The organism is Enterobacter sp. E12 (genome assembly GCF_014596715.2).
In the GTDB taxonomy this organism is placed as follows: domain Bacteria; phylum Pseudomonadota; class Gammaproteobacteria; order Enterobacterales; family Enterobacteriaceae; genus Enterobacter; species Enterobacter bugandensis.
The window spans coordinates 2731616-2754432 of the sequence record NZ_CP115601.1 but is presented as its reverse complement, the minus strand read 5'-3'; the positions used below and the strand labels follow the sequence as shown (position 1 = coordinate 2754432).

General features: G+C 57.6%; 19 protein-coding genes. 10 read left to right on the top strand and 9 right to left on the bottom strand.

The annotated features are described in order from the left end of the window. The first annotated feature begins 162 nt into the window (after positions 1-162). Together IB212_RS13100 and dadX are read left to right on the top strand one after the other, a co-directional pair. A complete protein-coding gene (locus IB212_RS13100) occupies positions 163-1461 on the top strand; it encodes a D-amino acid dehydrogenase (protein WP_041909503.1) in 1299 nt (432 codons plus the stop codon). 9 nt (positions 1462-1470) lie between these two features. Next, a complete protein-coding gene (gene dadX, locus IB212_RS13095; protein ID WP_028013513.1) occupies positions 1471-2541 on the top strand; it encodes a catabolic alanine racemase DadX in 1071 nt (356 codons plus the stop codon). A gap of 46 nt (positions 2542-2587) precedes the next feature. On the opposite strand, the gene IB212_RS13090 is transcribed toward dadX, so the two are convergent. Then, positions 2588-4321, bottom strand: a complete 1734-nt coding sequence (locus IB212_RS13090; RefSeq protein WP_041909504.1) for a potassium/proton antiporter — start codon at positions 4319-4321, stop codon at positions 2588-2590. Between the two features lie 88 nt (positions 4322-4409). Beyond that, the gene (gene ldcA / locus IB212_RS13085) at positions 4410-5324 is read right to left on the bottom strand and encodes a muramoyltetrapeptide carboxypeptidase (RefSeq protein WP_041909506.1); all 915 of its coding nucleotides are present in this window, start codon (positions 5322-5324) and stop codon (positions 4410-4412) included. 106 nt (positions 5325-5430) lie between these two features. Between ldcA and emtA the strand changes: the two genes are divergently transcribed. Beyond that, entirely contained in the window at positions 5431-6042 is a 612-nt protein-coding gene (gene emtA, locus IB212_RS13080) for a membrane-bound lytic murein transglycosylase EmtA (protein ID WP_041909508.1), read from the top strand. 36 nt (positions 6043-6078) lie between these two features. Here emtA and IB212_RS13075 read toward each other — a convergent pair whose 3' ends face one another. After that, the gene (locus tag IB212_RS13075) at positions 6079-6810 is read right to left on the bottom strand and encodes a flagellar brake protein (RefSeq protein ID WP_045630797.1); all 732 of its coding nucleotides are present in this window, start codon (positions 6808-6810) and stop codon (positions 6079-6081) included. Positions 6811-7018: 208 nt separating this feature from the next. Between IB212_RS13075 and IB212_RS13070 the strand changes: the two genes are divergently transcribed. Then, on the top strand, positions 7019-7273 hold the full coding sequence (locus IB212_RS13070; protein ID WP_028013508.1) for a GlsB/YeaQ/YmgE family stress response membrane protein: 255 nt from the start codon (positions 7019-7021) through the stop codon (positions 7271-7273). A 112-nt stretch (positions 7274-7385) separates the two neighbouring features. Continuing rightward, positions 7386-9488, top strand: coding sequence for a TonB-dependent siderophore receptor (locus IB212_RS13065; protein ID WP_041909512.1), 2103 nt, complete (start codon positions 7386-7388; stop codon positions 9486-9488). Between the two features lie 60 nt (positions 9489-9548). Here the strand turns inward: IB212_RS13065 and IB212_RS13060 are convergent, their stop codons facing one another. Both IB212_RS13060 and IB212_RS13055 read right to left on the bottom strand, forming a co-directional pair. Then, complete coding sequence (locus IB212_RS13060; RefSeq protein WP_041909513.1) at positions 9549-11234, bottom strand: alpha,alpha-trehalase; 1686 nt, start codon at positions 11232-11234, stop codon at positions 9549-9551. Positions 11235-11336: 102 nt separating this feature from the next. Next, on the bottom strand, positions 11337-12293 hold the full coding sequence (locus IB212_RS13055; protein ID WP_041909514.1) for an AraC family transcriptional regulator: 957 nt from the start codon (positions 12291-12293) through the stop codon (positions 11337-11339). 115 nt (positions 12294-12408) lie between these two features. On the opposite strand from IB212_RS13055, the gene IB212_RS13050 reads away from it, so the two are divergent. Beyond that, on the top strand, positions 12409-13596 hold the full coding sequence (locus tag IB212_RS13050; RefSeq protein ID WP_041909515.1) for an MFS transporter: 1188 nt from the start codon (positions 12409-12411) through the stop codon (positions 13594-13596). Positions 13597-13636: 40 nt separating this feature from the next. Here IB212_RS13050 and gap read toward each other — a convergent pair whose 3' ends face one another. Both gap and IB212_RS13040 read right to left on the bottom strand, forming a co-directional pair. Further along, positions 13637-14647 (bottom strand): type I glyceraldehyde-3-phosphate dehydrogenase, encoded by a 1011-nt coding sequence (gene gap / locus IB212_RS13045; RefSeq protein WP_041909516.1) that lies wholly within the window; start codon positions 14645-14647, stop codon positions 13637-13639. A 78-nt stretch (positions 14648-14725) separates the two neighbouring features. Continuing rightward, positions 14726-15706: a GlxA family transcriptional regulator gene (locus tag IB212_RS13040; RefSeq protein WP_041909518.1), complete on the bottom strand. Its 981-nt coding sequence runs from the start codon at positions 15704-15706 to the stop codon at positions 14726-14728. 148 nt (positions 15707-15854) lie between these two features. Here IB212_RS13040 and IB212_RS13035 point away from each other — a divergent pair, with 148 nt between their 5' ends. Beyond that, on the top strand, positions 15855-16826 hold the full coding sequence (locus IB212_RS13035; protein ID WP_041909520.1) for a fatty acid desaturase: 972 nt from the start codon (positions 15855-15857) through the stop codon (positions 16824-16826). Further along, positions 16819-17577 carry a phosphate/phosphite/phosphonate ABC transporter substrate-binding protein gene (locus IB212_RS13030; protein ID WP_041909522.1) on the top strand — a complete coding sequence of 253 codons (759 nt, stop codon included), beginning with the start codon at positions 16819-16821 and terminating at the stop codon, positions 17575-17577. Before IB212_RS13035 ends, IB212_RS13030 begins: the two co-directional genes overlap by 8 nt. On the opposite strand, the gene IB212_RS13025 is transcribed toward IB212_RS13030, so the two are convergent. After that, positions 17556-18452 (bottom strand): LysR family transcriptional regulator, encoded by an 897-nt coding sequence (locus IB212_RS13025; RefSeq protein ID WP_188246018.1) that lies wholly within the window; start codon positions 18450-18452, stop codon positions 17556-17558. The genes IB212_RS13030 and IB212_RS13025 overlap by 22 nt on opposite strands. A gap of 23 nt (positions 18453-18475) precedes the next feature. Beyond that, the gene (locus IB212_RS13020; RefSeq protein ID WP_041909529.1) at positions 18476-20764 is read right to left on the bottom strand and encodes an FdhF/YdeP family oxidoreductase; all 2289 of its coding nucleotides are present in this window, start codon (positions 20762-20764) and stop codon (positions 18476-18478) included. 1003 nt (positions 20765-21767) lie between these two features. On the opposite strand from IB212_RS13020, the gene IB212_RS13015 reads away from it, so the two are divergent. After that, the gene (locus IB212_RS13015; protein ID WP_028013496.1) at positions 21768-22262 is read left to right on the top strand and encodes a hypothetical protein; all 495 of its coding nucleotides are present in this window, start codon (positions 21768-21770) and stop codon (positions 22260-22262) included. Between the two features lie 23 nt (positions 22263-22285). Then, positions 22286-22789: a type VI secretion system lipoprotein TssJ gene (tssJ, locus tag IB212_RS13010; protein WP_028013495.1), complete on the top strand. Its 504-nt coding sequence runs from the start codon at positions 22286-22288 to the stop codon at positions 22787-22789. Positions 22790-22817: the final 28 nt, after the last annotated feature.

Sequence of the window (22817 nt, the reverse complement as noted above, 5' to 3'; positions counted from 1 at the left end):
AAAAATAAAGCTCAGCAGGAGATCCCAAATTATCCCTGTCCCCTGATGCTGGGGGATGTGTGAGGTAAGTCACCATAAAAAAGTCGTATGTTGAATAATATTTTCAACTAGGTTATCAATCTGTAATTAGATGATTGTTCTTTTGCTCATAATGGAGTGGCTATGCGTGTTGTCATACTGGGAAGTGGTGTCGTTGGCGTAACCAGCGCCTGGTATTTAAGTCAGGCGGGACATGAGGTTACCGTTATCGATCGTGAATCCGGCCCGGCGCTTGAAACCAGTGCGGCAAATGCCGGTCAAATCTCTCCTGGCTATGCGGCCCCGTGGGCGGCGCCCGGCGTGCCGCTGAAGGCAATCAAATGGATGTTCCAGCGCCACGCGCCGCTGGCCATCAGCCTTGACGGCACGCAGTTCCAGCTGAAGTGGATGTGGCAGATGCTGCGCAATTGCGATACCCGGCACTACATGGAAAACAAAGGGCGCATGGTGCGTCTGGCGGAATACAGCCGTGACTGCCTCAAAGCCCTGCGCGCGTCGACGGGGATTGAGTACGAAGGCCGTCAGGGCGGCACGCTGCAGCTGTTCCGCACCGAGCAACAGTATGAAAACGCCACCCGCGATATCGCCGTGCTGGAAGATGCCGGTGTACCGTATCAGCTGCTGGAAGCCAGCCAGCTGGGGCAGGTGGAACCCGCGCTGGCCGAAGTGGCCCACAAACTGACCGGCGGTCTGCGTCTGCCGAATGACGAAACCGGCGACTGTCAGCTCTTTACCCAGCGTCTGGCACAGATGTGCGAGCAGGCTGGGGTGAAATTCCGCTTTAATACCTCCGTCGACAAGCTGCTGTCGGAAGGCGAAAAAATTTATGGCGTGAAGTGCGGCGACGAGGTGATAAAGGCGGATGCCTACGTGATGGCGTTTGGTTCCTACTCCACCGCCATGCTGAAAGGCATCCTCGATATTCCGGTCTACCCGCTCAAGGGCTATTCATTGACTATCCCGGTGAAAGAGGAGAGCGGGGCGCCTGTGTCAACCATCCTGGATGAAACCTACAAAATCGCCATTACCCGCTTCGATAACCGTATTCGCGTCGGCGGCATGGCGGAGATTGTCGGCTTCAACACCGAGCTGCTGCAGCCGCGTCGTGAAACGCTGGAGATGGTGGTGGGCGATCTCTTCCCGCGCGGCGGGTTTGTGGAACAGGCGACGTTCTGGACCGGCCTGCGTCCGATGACCCCGGACGGCACGCCAATCGTGGGCCGCACGCCATACAAAAACCTGTGGACCAATACCGGACACGGCACGCTCGGCTGGACGATGGCCTGCGGCTCGGGCCAGCTGCTGAGCGACCTGATTTCCGGGCGCACGCCGGCAATTCCGTTTGACGATTTAAGTGCGGCGCGCTATCAATCAGGATTTACGCCATCGCGTCCTCAGCACCTGCACGGCGCGCATAATTAAGGAGTTGTCATGTCCCGTCCTGTTCTGGCTCAGCTGGATCTGCAGGCCCTGAAGGAAAACCTGCAAATTGTTCGCCGGGCAGCACCTGGTTCGCGCGTCTGGTCAGTCGTCAAGGCAAACGCCTACGGCCACGGTATTGACCGTATATGGAGCGCGCTCGGCGCGACCGACGGTTTTGCGTTACTGAATCTCGAAGAGGCCATCCTGCTGCGCGAGCGCGGCTGGAAAGGACCTATTCTGCTGCTGGAGGGGTTCTTCCACGCGGACGATCTGCCGCTGCTGGATAAGTATCGCCTGACCACCAGCGTTCACAGCAACTGGCAGATTAAAGCCATTCAGGATGCGAAGCTCCACGCTCCGCTGGATATTTATCTCAAGGTGAACAGCGGCATGAACCGCCTGGGCTTCCAGCCTGAGCGGGTGCATACGGTCTGGCAGCAGCTGCGTGGCCTGAAAAACGTCGGCGAAATGACGCTGATGGCGCACTTTGCCGATGCGGAAAAACCGGACGGCATTGCTGATGCGATGGTCCGCATTGAGCAGGCGGCTGAAGGGCTCGATTGTCCGCGCTCCCTGTCGAACTCGGCGGCGACGCTTTGGCATCCTGAAGCCCACTATAACTGGGTGCGTCCGGGGATCGTTCTGTACGGTGCATCACCCTCAGGCCAGTGGCAGGATATCGCCAACAGCGGCCTGAGGCCGGTCATGACCCTGCGCAGCGAGATCATTGGCGTGCAGACGCTGAAGGCGGGCGACACGGTAGGCTACGGCAGCCGCTTCCGGGCGAAGGGCGAGCAGCGGATTGGCATCGTCGCGGGCGGTTATGCCGACGGCTATCCGCGTATCGCGCCGACCGGCACGCCGGTTTGGGTGGATGGGGTGCGCACGGGCACGGTGGGGACCGTCTCAATGGATATGCTGGCCGTTGACCTGACGCCATGCCCGCAGGCGGGCATCGGTTCACCGGTCGAGCTGTGGGGCAACGAAATCAAAATTGATGACGTGGCGGCCGCGGCGGGAACGGTAGGGTATGAACTGATGTGTGCCCTGGCACCAAGAGTGCCGGTTGTGACGGTGTAACTTGTATCTTTGCCGGGTGACGCGAAGCCGCCACCCGGCAAAAAAACTACTCCGCGTCCTCTTCCATCGGCCTCAAACCGACCTTCCGCACCGCGTTATCTTCTTTTTCTGCCACCGTCCAGATCATCCCGGCAAACTCCACCTGGTCACCCACAACCGGCGCAGCGCCTAGCCGCTGCTGAATGATTTCGCCCAGCGTTTGCGGGTTATCACCGTCTTCTGCACCTTCATCCAGGCCATAAATGAGCGCCACATCCGCAAACTTGGCGCTGGCTTCCAGAATAAAATCGCCGAAGAAACGCTGGTCCAGCGCCACGGGAGGCGACTGGCTGAACAGCTTGCCCAGCGCGGGCAGGTCGCGCTCGCGGCCAATGACGCACAGAATATCCCCTTCGCGCAGGCGGGTGCTGCCGGTCGGGTGCAGCAGGACATTATCGCGGAACAGGGCGGCAATGCGCGTTTCAGTCGGCATGTGCAAATCGCGCAGCGAGGCCCCCACGCACCATTTATCGGCGCTCAGCTGATAGACGAACTGCTCCCACGGGTTTTCCGGGTGAATATCCAGCCCAACGCGGGAGACCGGCCAGCCTACGGGCGGCACCACCACTTTGGCCTTTTTCGCCGCCCACCCGAGCGACGTGCCCTGGAACAGCAGGGAAATCAGCACTACGAAGAACGCCACGTTGAAGAACAGCCGCGCGTTGTCGAGGCCGGCCATCATCGGGAACACCGCAAGGATAATCGGCACCGCGCCGCGCAGGCCGACCCAGCTGATAAAGACGCGCTCGCGCAGGTTAAAGCCGCGAAACGGCAGCAGGCCTGCAAATACGGAGAGCGGACGGGCGAAGAAGATCATCCACGCCGACAGCAGCAGCGCCGGAACGGCGATCGGCAGCAGGTCCGACGGGGTCACCAGCAGGCCCAGCACCAGGAACATGCCGATTTGCGCCAGCCACGCCAGGCCGTCAAAGTTCTGCAAAATAGCATGACGGTTGCGAATAGGGCGGTTGCCCATCAGGAACCCGCAGAGGTAGACGGCGAGAATACCGCTGCCGTCCAGCGCGGTGGTAACGGCAAAAATGAGAATGCCGCCGCTCAGCGCCAGCAGAGGGTAAAGCCCCGAGGGCAGAGAAATGCGGTTGATCGTCTGCTGTAACAGGTATCCCCCCGCCAGGCCGATGACAATCCCCAGCCCGAACTGCTGCAGAATATGCAGGGCAAACATCCAGCTCAGGCCCGTCTCGTGCTGCTGGATCATCTCTATCAGCGTGATGGTCAGGAACACAGCCATCGGATCGTTACTGCCGGATTCAATCTCAAGCGTTGAGCCAACGCGTTCGTTAAGCCCTTTACCCCCAAGCAGGGAAAAGACCGCCGCCGCATCGGTAGAGCCAACGATTGCGCCAATCAGCAAGCCTTCCATCAGATTGAGATTGAAAAGCCATGCGGCCATCATCCCGGTGAGGCCGGAGGTGATCAACACGCCGACGGTCGCCAGCGACAGCGCAGGCCCTAAGGCCACGCGGAAGGAGCTCGCCTGAGTGCGCATCCCGCCGTCGAGCAGGATCACCGCCAGCGCGAGGTTACTCACCATGTAGGCGAAGGGATAGTTATCGAAGGGGATACCGCCGATGCCGTCAACGCCGGCCAGCATGCCGATGGCCAGGAAAATAACAAGAATGGGTATGCCAAGACGCGATGAAAATGAACTTAATAAAATACTGCTGGTTACAAGTACAGAACCCAAAATGAAAAGGCTGATTATCGCTGCGGCATCCAATGTTCTCTTACTCCCACCTCAATGTTAACGCTGTTACTAAAACCCTAACATATTAACAACGGCAACAGCGTTTTATTAAGGGGGTTTTTTATGCTTTTATGACCGGATGACCACCGATCGTTAACCGACTGCCCGAAACATCATGTGTAAGCGTCGCCTGCGCGCCCAGCGCAAGGGTAACGGTCTGCTGCTCATGGCCGAAATCCAGCCCGGTGATAACCGGAATATCCAGCCGCGAGCGGATGAAATCGACCATCGTTTCCAGGGAGTAGCCTGCATCATAGTCATTCGGGGCAGAGCCGCTGAAGCTGCCCAGCACGATCGCGGACTGGCGATCGAGAATACCGGCATGATAAAGCTGCAATAACATACGCTCGACGCGGAACGGATGTTCGTTAATATCCTCCAGCACCAGAATGCCGTCCTTGATTTGCGGCATCCACGGCGTGCCGATGAGCGAGACCAGCATCGCCAGGTTACCGCCCCAGAGCTGGCCCTCACATTCCCAGTGCGGTCCATTGCCTTGCCATTCCACGCTGTAGGTGGGATTGCGCAGCGCGCGCCAGAAATGCTCCATGGTGAACGCGTCCAGTTCCGGCGCGCCGAAGTTACCGGCCAGCATCGGGCCGCTAAACGTGATGACGTTATGCAGCGCCAGAAGACCAAGCTGGATGGCGGTAAAATCGCTGTGGCCGCATATCAGCAGCGGATCCTGCTGCTGGCGCTGCGCCAGGCCCTGCCAGTCAATGCTCTCAAGCAGCCTGCTCGCACCATAGCCGCCGCGCACCGCAAGGACTATTCGGTTTTCGCCCTTCAGGTTCACCAGGCTATTGATATCATTTAGCCTCTGCGCTTCTGTTCCGGCAAAACGCTGCTGGCGGCGGGGGATAATTGTCTGATTTTCTACCTGATGGCCGGATTCCAGTAAGCGCTGAACGCCCCGCTGCGCCGCGTCCTGGTTAATACAGTAGCCCGATGGCGCGATGAGATGAAACTGAGACATGGCAATTCCTTGCTGAATGAGAAACTAATTGTCTATATCATGCCGCGTATACGCCGCCTGCTTCAAGGGCGGCGCACCGCGATGACCGGCTATAAGGATAGATGACGTGAAATTGAGATGGTTTGCTTTTTTGATTGTTTTGCTGGCTGGCTGTAGTTCAAAACATGATTATCAAAACCCGCCCTGGAATCCGGAAGTGCCGGTGAAACGGGCCATGCAGTGGATGCCGATCAGTGAACAAGCCGGGAAGGCATGGGGCGTCAGTCCGCGGTTGATCACCGCCATTATTGCGGTGGAGTCCGGTGGCAATCCTACGCTTGTCAGCAAATCCAACGCGGTGGGGCTGATGCAGCTGAAAGCCTCTACGGCGGGGAGAGAGGTCTACCGCTATATGGGCTGGAGCGGCCAGCCGTCGACCAGCGAGCTGAAGAACCCGGAACGCAACATTTCTATGGGGACCGCTTACCTGAGCATTCTGGAACACGGCGTGCTGAAGGGCATTGAGGATCCGGAAGTGATGCAATACGCGCTGGTGGTCTCGTACGTGAATGGCGCCGGGGCGTTGCTCAGAACCTTCTCCTCTGACCGCAAAGAGGCGATTGAGGAGATCAACGACATGGACAAAGATGAGTTCGTCGAGCATGTGGCGAAAAATCATCCGGCACCGCAGGCGCCTCGCTATATCTGGAAAGTACAGAAAGCGATGGATGCCATGTAATGCCGCAAACGGGCGGCGCTCGCTGCCCGACTTTTCCTACAGAACCTTATTCGCACGTTCCCGTGCTTCCCGTTCCAGCGAATAGATAATGCGCTGCAGCTCGCGCTCCGCGCCGGGCCCGACGTTCAGAAAACGGAAGCTCAGACGCGGCGTGGTAATCGTTTCATTTTTGCTGTCCACCACCGTGCGCTCGCTGATGGCAATCAGCTGTGCATCGAAATAAAAGCGGCCCCAGCCCGCCATATCCAGTTCAATTTGCGTGAACCGCATGCCTTCTACCAGACCCTCCGGCTTCGGGGTATCCATCAGCGCGCCCATTCCACCCAGCGACAGGTCAAAGAGACGGAAGCGGATCTCTTTTTTGTCCGGCATTTTAGCCTTACAAAAATAGGCAGGATGAAGCGGGGCGCTGATGCGAAAATATTCACGACGCTGGACAAACCAGAGGTTGCCAGGAAGGGGGGTAACAAAAGCAGGAAGGCCCTGGTACTCGCTCAATTCCAGTCGCGGCAGGACAAATTCCACTTTGGCCCCATGGGTTTCGGCCATGACCACGATATTCTCTGCTTTCAGCGCCGCGCGGTTTTCATACTCCTGGCTACCCAGATCGATAACCAGTCGCTCCTGCGAGACGTCAAGGATCTTGCTGATGAACTGATTATTCGACCAGCTGATGCGCAGCGGCACTTCGCCTTTTTGCAGGTCGCGTAATACCCCTAATACAGCCAGCGGATTTTGCTTGAGGAACTGCTCACTGTAATGACTCACGCCGGATGGCTCCTTGATTGATGACAGACTGTCTTAGCGTTATCGGCAATCCACCTTCAAACTTAATACAAACCGGTGAGATTTTTTTTACTGTTGTCCGCCGGATAAGTCGGTGAGACGAAACTGGTTTTCCGGTGATGACCTATACTTAAGTTAGCTGTGCAGAAGGTTTTCTGCACATGCGTTTAATCTGCAAGAGGGCATTGCTATGGGTATCATCGCCTGGATTATCTTTGGCCTTATTGCCGGCGCTATCGCAAAACTGATCATGCCGGGAAACGATGGCGGCGGCTTTATTCTGACCTGCGTACTCGGGGTCGTTGGTGCGGTTGTAGGCGGCTGGCTGGCGACGATGTTTGGTTTTGGTGGTGACATCAGTGGTTTCGACATGCACAGTTTCCTGGTCGCTGTCGTGGGAGCCATTGTCGTGCTGGGCATATTCAGATTACTGCGACGAGCATAAAATGACAGAACGGCTCTCTGCGGAGGGCCGTTTTTTTTGCCGCTATATTGATTTGCTAATCTAAATGATAATAATTGTCGTTCCGTATTGCATGTAATCACAAGACGACATTATGAACTCCTCACGTTTTACGTTATGCACCCTGGCGGGTGCCGTCACGCTGGCATTGCAGGTCCAGGCTTTCGCCGAAGAATCAACCATTGTCGTCACGGGCTCAGAGCAGGGCAGCGCGCTGCCGGCCTGGACCAACAGCGCCACCAAATCGGCCGTTGCCGAAAGTAAAACGCCGCAGGTTATCAACACGCTCTCTGCGCCGGAGATCGAAAAGCATCACGCGAACTCCGTGAATGAAATCCTGCGCTATGCCCCAGGCGTCTCAACCGAGGTGCGGGGGAATACCTCCTATATGAGCGAATACAAAATTCGTGGCTTTACCGTCGATCAGGAGTTTTACAACGGGCTGCAGCTACCCTATAACGTCACCGGCAACACCAAGGCGCGCATCGATCCGTTGTTAATAGAGAGCGTCGATATCCTGAAAGGGCCTTCATCGGTGCTTTACGGCGGCGGTTCGCCGGGCGGGCTGGTAAATATTCAAAGCAAAAAGCCGCAGCGGGAAGCCCGAACCGAGGTCGGTTTTAACACCGGGAACCGTAATCTGAAAGAAGGCTACCTCGATTCGACCGGACAAATTGCCGACAGCGACTGGAATTACCGCCTGCTGGGTAAGGCGACGGAGAATGACGATCAGCCGCACACCAGCCGCTATGAAAATTATCTGGTCGCCCCGTCCGTTACATGGCAACCCGACAGTAAAACCCGCCTCACCCTGGATGCGCTGGCGCAAAACTCCCCGAGCCTGACGCCGTCTAACCCGCTGCCGCTCGCTTATCTGCGGTCCAAATATGCCGATCGCCGGGATTACGCCGGAGATGAGTGGAGCGGGTTTAAGCAGCGGCAGTGGATGCTGGGCTACAGCTTCGAACACGAGTTTGACAGCGGCTGGGGCTTTAATCAGAAAGCGCGCTATTTCGACGTCGATACCCACCAAAACAGCGTCTACGCGACGGGAACGGGAAGTGAGGTCTATCAGCTTAACCGCTTTGCCTATACCACCGATGAAGATCTTAAGAGCTTCAACATCGACAACCAGGTGACTAAAACCGTTGCGCTGGGCGAATGGAAACACCATCTGCTGGCCGGGTTTGACTATCAGAGGCTGAACTCCCATTTCCACTACCGCTACGCGTCGACTACGCCGGGCATGGATATGCGTAATCCGGATTATTCGCAAATCCACGAAAGCGCGCTGGGGCTCTACACCGCCCAGAAAAACCGCCTCAGCTATCAGCAGAACGGGTATTACCTGCAGGATCAGGTGGAATTTGGCGGCTTAAATCTGTTGGGCAGCCTGCGCTACGACGATTACCGCTCCGTCACCACCGATTACCTGCAAAATGGCGATAAGGCCTGGGTATCGCAGGATCGCGTTACCAAACGCCTGGGGGCGATTTACGCCTTCGATAACGGTATTTCGCCGTTTATCAGCTATTCAGAGGGTTTTGCACCGGTCTCGCCGCAGGGGACGCTCACGGCGAAAGACGTCAAGCCAACCACCAGCAAGCAGGTGGAAGGCGGGGTAAAATATCTGCTGGCAGAGTACGCCACGACGTTTACCGCCTCGGTGTTTAACATCCGGCAGAAAAACGTCGTCACCTCCGACCCGGGCTTCCTGAACTACCATCAGACTGGTGAAGTGGAATCCAAAGGCGCGGAGCTCTCCGCCATCAGCCGCCCGACGGACAACCTGACGCTGATTGCCAACTATGCCTATACCCACGTAATTAATACCGAAGATGATAAATACCATGGCAAGCGTCCCACTCAGGTGCCGGAAAATGCATTCAACCTGTGGGGGGACTACACCTTCGAGAGCACGCCGCTGAAGGGGCTGATGCTGGGCGCCGGGGCGCGCTATACCGGGCCGATGGAGATTTCACCGTCTAACGATGCGGGTAAGCTGGGGGGCACTACGCAGTACGATCTGGCGGCGTCGTACCGGATGGGCGAAATTCTGCCTTCGCTGGCGGGGCTGACGCTTAAAGCGAGTATGCAGAACATCACCAATAAAGAGACGCTGACCTGCTACGATGCGACTAACTGCTGGATTGGGCGTGACAGGACGTATCAGCTAGGGGCGAGTTACAGCTTCTAAATCCCTGTGAGTTCAAAATGAAGGCCGGGTAAGGCGTAGCCATCACCCGGCAATACTCCCTTACTGCGCCGAAGCTTTCACCGGCGCAGCCACATCATTCGCCGCAGGCTGATTTTCCGGCACACTGTCGCACGGTTTCTCTTTCGGACAAACCAGATCCAGCATTTTCAGCGTCACGCCGTTACTCCAGCCGAACCCATCCTGGAGCGGATATTCACCGCCGCCACCGCCGGTTCCGGTAGAAGAGACATCATACTTCTCCACCAGCTTCTTCTCGCGGTCGTAAGTGTGCTGAACGTTCTTCAGGAAGCGCCAGGTCACGTCCATTGCAACCTTATCCTGCCCATAGTTCTGCAACCCTTCCGTTGCCACCCACTGCAGCGGTGCCCAGCCGTTTGGCGCATCCCACTGCTGACCGCTGTTGATGGTGGTGGTGGTAATACCACCCGGCTTCAACAGGCGCGCGGAAGTGGCCGCGGCCACTTTATCGGCGCGATCCTGTGCCGCCGCCTTCACGTAGAGCGGGAAGAGGGCTGCCGCCGTGAGCTGGTTACGCACCTTCTTACTCTTGAGATCGTAATCGGCGTACCAGCCCTCTTTATCGTTCCACAGGTGGCGCTCAATGGCTTTTTGACGCGCGGTTGCTAATGCCTCGTATTTACTCGCCGCCGCGCTGTCGCCCGCCTCCTGGCCTGCTCGCGCGAGCAGTTTTTCCATTTTAAACATCAGGGCGTTCAGATCGACGGGCACAATGCTGGTGGTGCGGATGGTGCCGAGCTTTTGCGGGTCGTCCATCCAGCGGGAGCTAAAGTCCCAGCCCGAGGCCGCTGCGGAGCGCAAATCGCGGTAGATCTGCGTCGCAGGCCGGTTAGGGTTGCTCTTCGCCGTGGTGATATCGTCAAGCCAGGACTCCGGGCGCGGGGTATCGCGATCGTCCCAGTAGCGGTTGAGTACGGAACCGTCATCGAGCTTCACCACGCGCTGGTTAGCTTGCCCAGGCTGAAGGCTTTCTACACCCTCCATCCAGTAGGTGTACTCTTTCTCCATTTGTGGACGGTATTTTTTCAGCGCGTCTTTGTCATGCGTCGCCAGCAACTCAACCATCAGTGAGAAGAACGGCGGCTGGGAGCGGCTCAGGTAGTAGCTGCGGTTACCGTTGGGGATATGGCCGAAGGTATCAATCTCATACGCAAAGTTATCCACCATATCGCTGATTTTGTCCCAGTGATCGCTCTCCGCCAGGCCCAGCATGGTGAAATAGCTATCCCAGTAGTAGACCTCGCGGAAGCGCCCGCCGGGCACAACGTAAGGTTTCGGTAAAGGCAGCAGGGAATCCCATTTGTTACTGGCTTTATCCGTGGTGCGCGTCAGCACAGGCCAGAGGTCGTCAATGTGCTCACGTAAGCTTTGTCCCGCAGGCGGCACATATTTTTCACCTTCCGCAGGCAGCATGAAGTTCATCTCCACAAAGTGGCGCAGGTCAAAGCTTGTCTGGGTGTGCTGCATCCGGTAATCCGCCAGAATCATCAGCGGGTCGCTTTTGGGAACGGCATCGGCAAAGGTTTTCTGATCGGGAAACAGTTTGGCACTCTGCACGTCGTTAAACAGAGGGCCCAGTAAAATATCGGGTGAAGTTGTCTGGGCGGTGGGGCTATCGTCGGCATATCCCAATGTCGTTACGCCGAGCAGCGCGCCACCTAACGCAAGGGGCAAAAAGGCGGGGCGTAGTGTACGAGGTCTTATCATGAGTTCGTCTCCTGTCTTCACTAAACAGCGTGACCGCTGTTGTCAATCACCTGAAAACCTTAGACGAATATTGCCCGCTTCGCGTTAAATATTGCCGCGCTATCAGACCTCTTCCGGCGTCTGACCGGCTTCCCGCAGCGTGCCCGGCGCATGGCCAATGATGCGCTTAAAGGCCCGGCTAAACGCCGCCAGCGATCCGTAACCCAGCCTAAGTGCGACCGTTTCAATCGGCTGATTTTCGTGACGAATGTACTGAATCGCCAGCCGCATTCTCAGTTCGCTGAGATACTTTGCCGGGGTCGTCCCCGTCGCGGCCAGAAACCGTTCGGCAAACACGGAGCGTGAGGTGCCCGCTTCTTTCGCCAGATCCGCCACGCTCCAGTTCAGGCCAGGCTGCTGGTGCATGGCGTAAATGGCCCGGCTCAGGCGCGGGTCGCGTAAAACCTGCACCCAGCCGGTGGCTTTACCGCAGCCGCCCTCAACCCAGCCGCGCACAATTAACGCCGCCACCACATCAGCCAGCCGGGCAAGGATCCCGGCGAACCCGGCCTGACGGGTCATGGATTCTCGCTCCATCGCCACCAGTAGCGGATGAATTTCCGGCCAGGTGGACATCAGCCGGCTGACCATCATCACTTCAGGCATTGCTTTAATCAGCGGCTGCATCCCGCCGAGCTCAAAATCCATACACCCGCTAAAGATGATGGTGTTCTCGCTCTCCGGACAGGGCTCGCAGGTTATGGCGCACACCGAGCTGCAGATAGGCTCGCTCGGAAAGGCGTTCACCGGAGTAATGGCTGCCTGCGCGTCAGAGAGCAGGGCGTGGGCGTTCCCGCCGGGAATAAACAGCGCGTCGCCGCCGCTCAGTTCGAAGGTCGCACCGCTCTCCATACGCAGCAGGGCGCTACCGTGGCTCACAAAATGGAACTGCGCCTTACCGGGCGCCTGGTGGAACGCCACGCCAAACGGCGCGCTGGCTTCAATCCGTCGGTATTTCACGCCCGACAGGCGCATGCCGCGTAAGAGTTCGCTGATCAAATCGGGGGACTGAACGGTCATGGCGCAACTCCGGACGAATAATCAATAAGTGGAGATTATATGTCATAGATCGTCCACGGTGAACCCTCTATGCTTTTGCGACAGTTGTCACATTTTTATAACGGGAGAACAACAGATGAATTCATGTGTCGTGGCGAGAGAGGCCGTGGCGCCTGCCAGACCCGCCTGGCGGGCCGTCTATTCACTGGGGCTGGGCGTGTTTGGGTTGATAACGGCTGAGTTCCTGCCAGCCAGTTTGCTGACGCCGATGGCCGCGAGCCTGGGCGTCAGCGAGGGCATGGCCGGGCAGGCCGTCACCGCCACCGCGCTGGTGGCGCTGATCACCGGGCTTCTGATTACGCCGGCGACCAAAAGTATCGACCGTCGCTGGGTACTGATGTTTTTCTCCGTGCTGCAAATCATCTCCAGCCTGCTGGTGGCCTTTGCGCCTACGCTGCACGTCCTGCTGATGGGGCGCCTGCTGTTAGGGGTCGCCATCGGTGGCTTCTGGGCGATGTCGACGGCCACCACGATGCGCCTGGTTCCGACGGATAAAGTACCGAAGGCGCTGGCGGTGATTTTCTCCAGCGTGTCGATTGCCACCGTGGTTGCTGCCCCGCTGGGGAGCTATCTGGGTAGCCTGATCGGCTGGCGCAACGTCTTTGTGCTCTGCATACTGCCGAGCGTACTGGCGCTGCTGTGGCAGATCTGGGTGCTGCCGTCCATGAAGCCCGAGAGCAGCGGTAGCCTCAGTACGCTGTTCCGCGTGCTGCGTCGACCGGGCATGATCGGCGGCATGCTGGCCACTATTCTGATCTTCAGTGGCCATTTCGCCTTCTTTACCTACCTGCGCCCGTTCCTGGAAACGGTGGGGCAGGCGAACGTTGAGACCATTTCACTGATCCTGCTGGGCTTTGGGCTGGCGAACTTTGTCGGTACTTCCGTTGCCGGACATCTGCTGGCACGTAATCTGCGCCTGACGCTGGCGCTGGTGCCGTTCGCCATGGGCATACTGGCGCTGACGATGGTGGTGTTTGGCCATCTGGCAATGCTGGACGGTTTCCTGGTGGCGCTGTGGGGCTTTGCGTTTGGTCTGGTTCCGGTGGGCTGGTCAACCTGGCTTGCCACCACCGTTCCGGATGAAGCCGAAAGTGCAGGGGGGCTGCTGGTAGCCTCAATCCAGCTGGCGATAAGCGCCGGTGCGGCCGGGGGCGGGGCGGTATTTGACCTTAACGGTGCCAGCGGCGTATTCGCCGGAAGCGGGTTCCTGCTGGTGACGGCGATGGTGATTGTGTTGATGGGCGTGAAAGTGAAAGCGGAATGATTTTTTGCCGGGTGAGCGTTCGCGCCACCCGGCTCCAGGCTTACAGCCCTTTCTTATCCATGAGCACCGCCAGATCCACCAGGCGGTTAGAGAAGCCCCACTCGTTGTCATACCACGCCAGGATCTTCACCATGTTCCCGCCAATCACCAGCGTGGAAAGCCCGTCGATAATGGAGGAGCGCGGGTCGCCCTGGTAGTCGCTGGAGACCAGCGGTTCATCGCTATAGCCCAGGATCCCTTTCAGAGGCCCGCTGGCGGCCGCGTTGCGGAACGCCTCATTCACCTCTTCGGCGGTTACGCTACGGCTGAGCGTTACCGTTAAATCCACAATCGACACCACCGGCACCGGCACGCGCAGGGAGTACCCGGTCAGCTTGCCGTCCAGGGAGGGGATCACTTTGCCCAGCGCTTTCGCCGCGCCGCTGGAGTAAGGCACAATCGACAGCGCCGCCGCGCGCGCACCGCGCAGATCTTTTTCCGGCTGGTCGTGCAGCGCCTGGCTGTTGGTGTAGGCGTGCGTCGTGTTCATCAGACCATTCTCGATCCCGAACTGCTGATGCAGCACCTGAGCCGCCGGCGCCAGACCGTTAGTGGTACAGCTCCCGTTACTGACGACCACGTGCTGAGCCGGGTCGTAGCGATCGTGGTTCACTCCCATCACAACCGTCAGATCATCATTCTTGCCGGGCGCGGAGATGATGACGCGCTTTGCGCCACCCTGCGTGACGTGCACCGCCGCTTTTTCCCGATCGGTAAAGAAGCCGGTGGCCTCAATTACCACGTCAACACCAACATCGCGCCACGGAATATTTGCCGGGTCGCGTTCGCTAAACACCACAATCCGCTGACCGTCCACCTGCAGCGCGCCGTCAGCCGCTTCAACGGGCGCGGGCAGTTTGCCCAGAAGGGAATCATGTTTCAGCAGGTGGGCGAGGGTTTTACTGTCCGTCAGATCGTTAATGGCCACAATCTGAAGATCCGGGTTACCCAGCGCCGCGCGCAGGAAATTACGTCCGATACGGCCGAAACCGTTAATACCGACCTTAACCATGGTGCACTCCTTATCTCTGTTGTCTGGAGTCACTGTAGGCGCGGGGCCGGTTGGCGTAAACGACAAAAAAGGATCAGATTACGCCATCTTGCGGCAGTGGAAGCGCTGGCGATACTCGCCTGGCGTGAGGTGGAGCTGTTTCTCAAACACGCGGCGCAGGTTAATGCTGGTGCCAAACCCGCTTTGCTCGGCAACCCGCTCAAGGGGATCATGGGTCTGCTCAAGCAGCTGTCGGGCGGCGGCCAGGCGCGCTTCCGTCACGTAACGGGCAGGCGAGACGCCCGCGTCACGGGTAAAAACCCGGGTGAAATTGCGCGGGCTCATCGCCACCTTTTCGGCCAAATTTTCCACGCACAGGTCGGCGGTGAGGTTCTGCAGGATCCAGGTTTGCAGTTCGCTGATAGGCCCCGATGCGCCAGGCTGCTGCAGGCTATAGCGGCTGAACTGCAGCTGTCCGCCGGGGCGACGCAGATACATCACCATATCCTGCGCCACGTCGCGGGCGAGGGTAAATCCGTAGTCGTCTTCCACCAGCGCCAGGGTCAGATCGAATCCGGAACTCACGCCGCCGGAGGTCCAGATGGGGCCATCCTGAATATACAGCGGGCCGCCTTCGACGTGGATAGCCGGGTACTGGGCTTGCATCGTCTCCAGCAGCCGCCAGTGGGTGGTTGCGCGGCGGCCGTCCAGCAAGCCGGTCTGGGCAAGCAGCATCGCGCCCCCACAAATGGAGGCGACCCGCCGGGCGTGCGGGGCAGCGAGGTGCAGCCAGTCCACCACCGCCGTGCTCTCCTGCTCGTTGATCCCGCGTCCGGTGATGATAATGGTGTCCAGCGGTTCGCGCGGATCCAGCTCCGGCAGACGATAGTCCGCCAGCAGGTTCAGGCCAGACTGGCCGTGGATCACCTGGTGGGGCTGCGTGGTGGCAATGATGATACGGTAGCGGGGCTGGGTAAGCCCTTCCGGATGCAGCCGGTTGGCCTGCATCAGAATGTCGGCGATACCGGCGGCCTCAAACAGCATGCCGCCGTCAGGTACGATAATTAATATTTTCTTCATGTCCTGAAAAGTACCTTTACCACAGAATAAGTCAAGCCGGGCGTGACCCTGCGTTTCCGGCAAAGCAAAGCGATTTAAGTTCTTTGTCATTTCAGGCGTTATCCCCGATCGTCAGAGCATTGTCTCTGGCGAAACGGCGTCTGAAGGAATGAGTAAACGAAGCTCCCTCTATTTACATCCGCAGCAGCGCAATCACATCCACCGACTTGCATCTGGGGTTCTGTGGCGAAGTGAACTCCCTACGTGGCTGCTGATCGTCATTATCTATACCGGCTGGTTTTCCACCCTAACATTCTGGCAAACGCTCGGCCTGCTTCCCGCCACGCTGCTGCTTATCTGGTTTACCGCCTGGTACATGTCCCTGCAGCACGAGCTGATCCACGGGCATCCCACCCGTTTTGCCCGGCTTAACCAGCTGTTTGGCACGCTCCCGCTGGCGGTCTGGTATCCGTATGGCCTGTACCGGGATTCCCATCTGGCCCATCACCGTCACGATAGCCTGACCTTTCCGGCGGATGACCCGGAGTCGTATTATTTTACCGAGGCGAGCTGGGCGCGCTTTTCCCCGTGGCAGAAGCGCCTGATCCGGGCCCGGAATACCTTTGCCGGGCGGCTTCTGCTGGCGCCGCTGCTGGATATCCTTCAGGCGCTGGGCGGCGCCGGGGCGGCGTTTCGTGATTTTCACCTGCGGGCGATGGCGATGTGGCTGGTTCACGCTCTGCTGCTGGCGGCACTTTTCGCGTGGATGGTGCATCACGGCTTTTCACCCGTCTGGTTTGTGCTGGCGGTAAGCTATCCGGCGCTGGCGCTGACCAAGGTCCGCTCGTTCTACGAACATCGGGCGGCGGACGATCCGCTCGCGCGCTCGGTCATTAACGAGGCCGGGCTAGTCTGGCGGGTGCTGTTTTTGAATCTCAACTACCATTCTATTCACCACGATTTACCGGGCGTTCCCTGGTACGGGTTGCCGACGATCTACCGGCAAAACCGGGAGGCGTACCGGCAGCGTAACCACGGCTTTGTGGTCCGGGGCTACGGTGAATGGCTACGCCAGTTCTGGACCCGGCCAGTGGAGGTCACCGTCCATCCCGGAAAACAACAGGAGGAGAGGTATGAGTAACCTGCTGGCGTTTCCCATGTACGCCGTGGATCGCGGCGATACCCGCGCGCTCTGGCTGGCGGTGCAGCATCTGCTGGCCGCGCGTGGCGTGCCCGTCGATCGTATTCCCGGCTGGCCGGAGTCTAACCTGCTGGCCCACTGGCAGCAGCCTGAGCTTATCCTCAGCCAGACATGCGGCTACCCGCTGGTGACGCAGCTCCCGGAGGTACAGGTGGTGGGCTGTTTTCACTACACCGCCGCGGGCTGCGAAGGGAGCCAGTACCGCAGTTTTCTGGTAGCGCGCGAGGAGGAAAGGCATCTCACGTTGGCGGATTTTCGCGGACGTAGGGCGGTTTGTAATTCGGAAGACTCGCAGTCCGGCTATAACGCGCTGCGAAAAAAGGTGGCACCCCTGATTGTCGACGGGCCATTTTTTTCACAAACGTCCTTCAGCGGCAGCCACCGTCAGTCGCTGATTGACGTGCAGCGCGGGAAGAGCGATATCGCCGCCATCGACTGCGTGACCTGGGCGCTGCTGGAGCGTCATGAGCCGGAACGGCTTGCGGGGCTGGCGGCGTTCGATCAAACGCCGCTGACGCCAGGGCTGCCATTAATCACGTCGCGACGCACGTCCCCCGAAACGCTCAGCGCCATTCGCGATGCGCTGCGCGAGCTGGTGAGTGCGCCGGAATACCGGAAGGTTTGCGCCGCAGTGCTGATCGGCGGTTTTAGCGTGGTGTCGCGGCAGGCTTACGCCTCCTTGTCCGCGTGATAAATCGCCTGCGCGTCGGTAAAGCAGCGCAGCGCCAGCGAAGAGACGGGTTTCTGCCTGCGCATAATCAGGCCGATGGGAGCCTCAATGTTCGCGTCGGCGATGGGGACAATCCTGAAAGTGCCGTTCAGGGCTTCCAGCCCGTTATTCAGCGGCATCACGGCGCAGCATATGCCGCTCTGAACCGCCTGAATGATCTGGAACGTGGAGTCGCTCTCAAAAACGGCCGTCGGTTCGATGCCAGCAGCTTTAAAGCTGGCCTCCATATGCGCCCGGTAGTGCATCCCTTTGGTCAGGAACCCCAGCGGAAAATCCGTCAGGTCGTGCCAGGTCAGCGTCTCCGGGGTAAGCTGGAAATGACGGGTGTCGTGGAGCAGCCCCATCTTCGTTTTAGGAAGCTGAATAATGTCAAACAGGCTGGTGTCGATGCTGTTCAGGTAGCAAATCCCCAGCTCAAGCTTATTGCGGCTGACGCCGTCGGCAATCTGCGCCGAAGACATAGAATAGAGGCTGTAGGTAAGCTCCGGGTATTTTTGCGTCAGCAGGCGGATAAAGATCATCGGATCCACGCTCGCCAGCGGCACCATCCCCAGACGTAATTCCCCCACCACCTGGCCTTTGCACAGCGCGGCTTCCGCCTGCAATCCGTCGTGCGCGGCAAGAAGCGCGCGCGCCCATGCGAGGATGCGCTCTCCCTCCGGCGTAAACCCTTCAAAGCGCTGCCCGCGCACGATCAACACCAGCCCCAGCTCCTCTTCCAGGCTGCGGATGCGCATGGAGAGGGTCGGCTGGGTGATGTTGCACCGCAATGCCGCTTTACCAAAGTGGCGGGTCTCGTCGAGCGCGAGTAAATATTTTAACTGTTTTATGTCCATCACTCTTCTCTGCGCGTAAAGCCTTACAGCATGCGGATCTCTTTCGAGCGCAGGGTAATGCGAACCGGAACCGATTTATACGACGGCGTACCGCTGTCCTTATCGAGATAATCGAGCGGCACCAGCACGTTGGCCTCCGGGTAATACGCGCCGACGGAGCCCGGGGCGATGTTGTACGCCACCACCGTAATATCTTCCAGCCGCTGCGCGCTGCCGGGGAGGGCGGTTTCGATATCCACGCGATCGCCGTGTTCCAGCCCTGACTGCGCCATATCTTCTTCGTTCATAAACAGCACGTCGCGGCGGCCAAATACGCCACGGTAGCGATCGTCCAGGGCGTAAATGGTGGTGTTGTACTGATCGTGGCTGCGCAGCGTGATCAGGCGCAGCACATGCTCGCCTTCACCGCTGGCGTTTTCCTGTACGCCGTCGAATACCGAAAACATCGCTTTGCCCGTTGCGGTCGGCCAGATACGCTGTGTTGGAGGCAGCGGCATGCGGAAGCCGCCGGGAACACGGATCCGCGCATTGTAGTTCTCAAAGCCCGGAATGGTCTGCTCGATCAAATCGCGGATGCGGTCGTAATCCTCGACCAGCGTCAGCCAGTCCACGCGTGTTTCCGGCAGGGTAGCCTTTGCGAGGCCAGCGACGATGGCAGGCTCCGAACGGAGCAACGGCGAGGCGGGTTTCAGCTTGCCGGAGGAAGCATGCACCATCGACATAGAGTCTTCGACGGTGATCGACTGACGGCCGGTGGCCTGCATATCCAGCTCCGTGCGGCCGAGACACGGGAAAATAAAGGTCTCTTTGCCCACCAGCAGATGGGTACGGTTCAGCTTGGTCCCGACGTGCACGCTCAGATCCAGGTTACCCATCGCCGGGAAACCGTTCTCGTGGTCGGGCATCGCGACGGCAAAGTTACCGCCGAGGCAAATGAGCGCTTTTGCGCGACCGTCGATCATGGCCTGCGTCGCCTGCACCGCATCGTGTCCGTGACGGGAAGGGGGCTCAAAGCCAAACACCTCTTTCAGGCGGTTCAGGAAGGCTGGGGCAGGCTTCTCGCTAATCCCGACGGTCCGGTTCCCCTGAACGTTAGAGTGGCCGCGCAGGGGGCAGATCCCCGCGCCGGGCTTACCGATATTCCCGCGCAGAAGCAGCAGGTCAGCAATCAGGCGGACGTTCGCCGTGCCTTTATTGTGCTGGGTAATCCCCATTCCGTAAGTAATGATGGTGGCGTTTGATTTGGCATAGGCCTCGGCCACCTTTTTGAGCGCCGCCTGGCTGAGCCCCGACTCGCGCTCAATGTCTTCCCAGCGGGTCTGCGCGATATCGGCGGCAAAATCTTCAATACCCCGGGTGTGTTCTGCAATAAACGCGCGGTCAAGCACGTCACCGCGTTCGGCCTCCATCTCCAGAAGGTGTTTAGCAATGCCTTTCAGCGCGGCGGCATCGCCCCCGGCCTTCACCTGGAAGTAGGTCGAGGCGATGTCCGTAGAGCTATAGGTTGCCATTTCAATCACGCTTTGCGGGTCGGCAAAACGTTCGAGGGCGCGTTCGCGCAGCGGGTTGAAAACGATAATCGGCACATTGCGACGCGCCAGCTCGTGCAGGGTACCCATCATTCGCGGATGGTTGGTGCCGGGGTTGTGACCGATGGAGATCACCAGCTCAGTCTTGTCGAAATCGTCCAGCGAGACGGTGCCTTTCCCAATTCCGATGGAGCGCGGCAAGCCGACGCTGGTGGCCTCGTGACACATATTCGAGCAGTCCGGGAAATTATTGGTGCCGTACTCGCGAGCGAACAGCTGGAACAGATACGCCGCTTCGTTGGAGGCGCGCCCGGAAGTATAGAACTCGACCTGGTCCGGTTCGAGCCCGCGCAATATTTCCCCGATGCGTTGAAACGCCTCGTCCCAGTCGACGGGCCGGAAGGTATCGCTGGCCCGATCATAGCGCAGGGGATGCGTCAGACGACCGTAACCTTCCAGCTCAAAGTCTGATTTAGCCAGCAGCGAGGAGACGCTGTTTTCCGCCAGAAAATCGGGCGTCACGCGCTTACTGGTCGCTTCCCAGGTCACCGCTTTCGCGCCGTTCTCGCAGAACTGGAATGTCGACTTGTGCTCTTTATCGGGCCACGCGCAGCCGGGGCAGTCAAAACCGTCCGGCTGGTTGGTACGCAGCAGCGTCGCGGGAGCGTCCAGGGTATCCATTTGGGTACGTACTGCAATGGCCGTCGCCTTCAACGCGCCCCAGCCGCCGGCAGGGCCGTCATAGTGTCTGATGCCTGGCACCGAGCGTCTTTTCTTGTTCATACCCACTCCTGATTTGTTCGATCACACAACGCCTGAGCTCAAAAAATCACTGACGAGAGCAATAGGTGAAAGCAATGACGACCGAATGGCAAAGCACATACGGAACGGAAAAGCGACTTAACTAAAACTCTTTTTATTACAGTGATTTATATGATCTTGTGTTTAAATATTTAAAGAAATTATAACGAAATTTTATCATTTTAATAATAAATTTTATCTATCAATCGGTAGGCGAGATAGATGGCGGTGAGCAGGAAAGTATGTAGCGCCAGTTAAACTTCGAATGAAGCTGATGCGCTGGAGATATCGCCGCGGTTCGCGTCTGATGGACTACTGGAGGCATTTTTCAATTGAGAGAATGGCAGAAAGGTTTACTCACGCTTAATGAATAATAGATATAAGGTATACCTGACAGTGGAATTATTACGGCCTAAAATATACGCTTTTTTTGCGGCATGAAATTAACATCTTGCTGCATAAGTGAAATACTCTCACCCAGACGATGAAGCGTCTTCAATATTAAACATACCCTGTTAGTGCAACAAATAATTCATCAGAGATATATTCCTTTGACATCAAAAAACCGCGAATTCTACTAATTATGGTAGTGGCGGTAATAGCGTGACTGCGTTAATAAAGTAGTTATCCTTTGTGTTTTTTAATAGATAAAACATAAGGTTATGTCATATTATGGTGGGGGAATAAGAAAGCGTGGGCCATATCGTTTTTTATCATAGGATTAATCCTATAATTTTCCGACTGCTTCATTTACCAACAGTTACGATGCGGTAAATATTGAATTGAAGCAAAGCTCATGTAAACTTGTTTACCGTTTGTCAAAATATGTCAGGAAGACGCTGGGCCTTATTCTGAAGGGCTCGTGCGGTAGCTATGCCTTTAAATTAGTAACACCCCGAAATTATCCTGACTATTTTAACAATAGCACCTAAGTCAAATTTCATCCCCTTATCTCCATCATCAAAATATCGCTACGGAAAAGCATATGAAAATGCGCGTACTGTTTTCACTTCTGTTTGTAATGGCGGTGGCGGGCTGTAAAGCGCCACAGAAACCGGCAATCACCGACGACACGATCGTGACCAGCCAGGTCAACGGTGTCACCCTGACCCACCGTCACGCCGTGGTGCCGCCAACGGAATTCACCCAGCTCAACGAGCCTTATCGTGCCATGTACCCGGCCTCCCTGATGAGCCGTCCTGATTTTGGCGGAAAGGTTATCCGTACGCTGGAAACCGGAAAAACCTATGTAGTGCTGGGGCAGGTTGAACACTACTGGATGGCGCTCGCCGATGAGGGGAACGACCAGCTGATTGGCTACGTCCCGATGCGTGCCGTTATCAAAGCCGACCAGTACGAAGCCACCGTCCGCAAACAGGCCATTCGTCCTAAGGTGCGTAAAAAAGCGACCTGCGTCGATGTGGATGGCAACAGCAAAGCCTGCAAAGACAGCGCTAACGGTACCTGGATCCTGAACTAAACGGCTTTCGTGGGCGTATTTTTATGAATAATAAAAAGTTTCATCGGCTGTGGTTAGTCTTTTACGCGGCGATTTTCGCCCTTGTCAGTGGTTGTACGTCGTCTTCACACAGCGACCCTTCCCGCTACAATCTGCAGTTTCAGGCTCATCCACAAATCAATGATTCTGCGCCACTTAAAGTCCGGGTGCTGTTGTTGAAATCCGATGCGGATTTCATGTCCAGCGACTTCTATTCCCTGCAGAACAACGCGTCAGCAACGCTTGGCGCGAATCTGCTGAACAGCGACGTTTTCTTCCTGATGCCGGGACAGCTGTCCAAAACCCTCAGCGGTCAGAGCGATCCTGAGGCGCGTTATATCGGCGTGATGGCGGAATATCAGAAGCTGGACGGTAAAAAATGGCGCGTTTCACTCCCGCTGCCTGTGCCAGGCGAAAATCATATCTACCAGTTCTGGAAATGGTCCGCGGATGAACTCCAGGCCAACGTTTTTCTCGACGTAAACGGCATTCGGGTCATCAGCCAGTAACGCGCTTCACAACAGGAAACACATCATC

Bases quoted from the DNA above. Each gene is read 5' to 3' on its own strand.
- IB212_RS13100 (WP_041909503.1), top strand. From the start codon at position 163: ATGCGTGTTGTCATACTGGGAAGTGGTGTCGTTGGCGTAACCAGCGCC.
- dadX (WP_028013513.1), top strand. From the start codon at position 1,471: ATGTCCCGTCCTGTTCTGGCTCAGCTGGATCTGCAGGCCCTGAAGGAA.
- ldcA (WP_041909506.1), bottom strand. From the start codon at position 5,324: ATGTCTCAGTTTCATCTCATCGCGCCATCGGGCTACTGTATTAACCAG.
- IB212_RS13070 (WP_028013508.1), top strand. From the start codon at position 7,019: ATGGGTATCATCGCCTGGATTATCTTTGGCCTTATTGCCGGCGCTATC.
- IB212_RS13065 (WP_041909512.1), top strand. From the start codon at position 7,386: ATGAACTCCTCACGTTTTACGTTATGCACCCTGGCGGGTGCCGTCACG.
- IB212_RS13060 (WP_041909513.1), bottom strand. From the start codon at position 11,234: ATGATAAGACCTCGTACACTACGCCCCGCCTTTTTGCCCCTTGCGTTA.
- IB212_RS13055 (WP_041909514.1), bottom strand. From the start codon at position 12,293: ATGACCGTTCAGTCCCCCGATTTGATCAGCGAACTCTTACGCGGCATG.
- IB212_RS13050 (WP_041909515.1), top strand. From the start codon at position 12,409: ATGAATTCATGTGTCGTGGCGAGAGAGGCCGTGGCGCCTGCCAGACCC.
- gap (WP_041909516.1), bottom strand. From the start codon at position 14,647: ATGGTTAAGGTCGGTATTAACGGTTTCGGCCGTATCGGACGTAATTTC.
- IB212_RS13040 (WP_041909518.1), bottom strand. From the start codon at position 15,706: ATGAAGAAAATATTAATTATCGTACCTGACGGCGGCATGCTGTTTGAG.
- IB212_RS13035 (WP_041909520.1), top strand. From the start codon at position 15,855: ATGAGTAAACGAAGCTCCCTCTATTTACATCCGCAGCAGCGCAATCAC.
- IB212_RS13030 (WP_041909522.1), top strand. From the start codon at position 16,819: ATGAGTAACCTGCTGGCGTTTCCCATGTACGCCGTGGATCGCGGCGAT.
- IB212_RS13025 (WP_188246018.1), bottom strand. From the start codon at position 18,452: ATGGACATAAAACAGTTAAAATATTTACTCGCGCTCGACGAGACCCGC.
- IB212_RS13020 (WP_041909529.1), bottom strand. From the start codon at position 20,764: ATGAACAAGAAAAGACGCTCGGTGCCAGGCATCAGACACTATGACGGC.
- IB212_RS13015 (WP_028013496.1), top strand. From the start codon at position 21,768: ATGAAAATGCGCGTACTGTTTTCACTTCTGTTTGTAATGGCGGTGGCG.
- tssJ (WP_028013495.1), top strand. From the start codon at position 22,286: ATGAATAATAAAAAGTTTCATCGGCTGTGGTTAGTCTTTTACGCGGCG.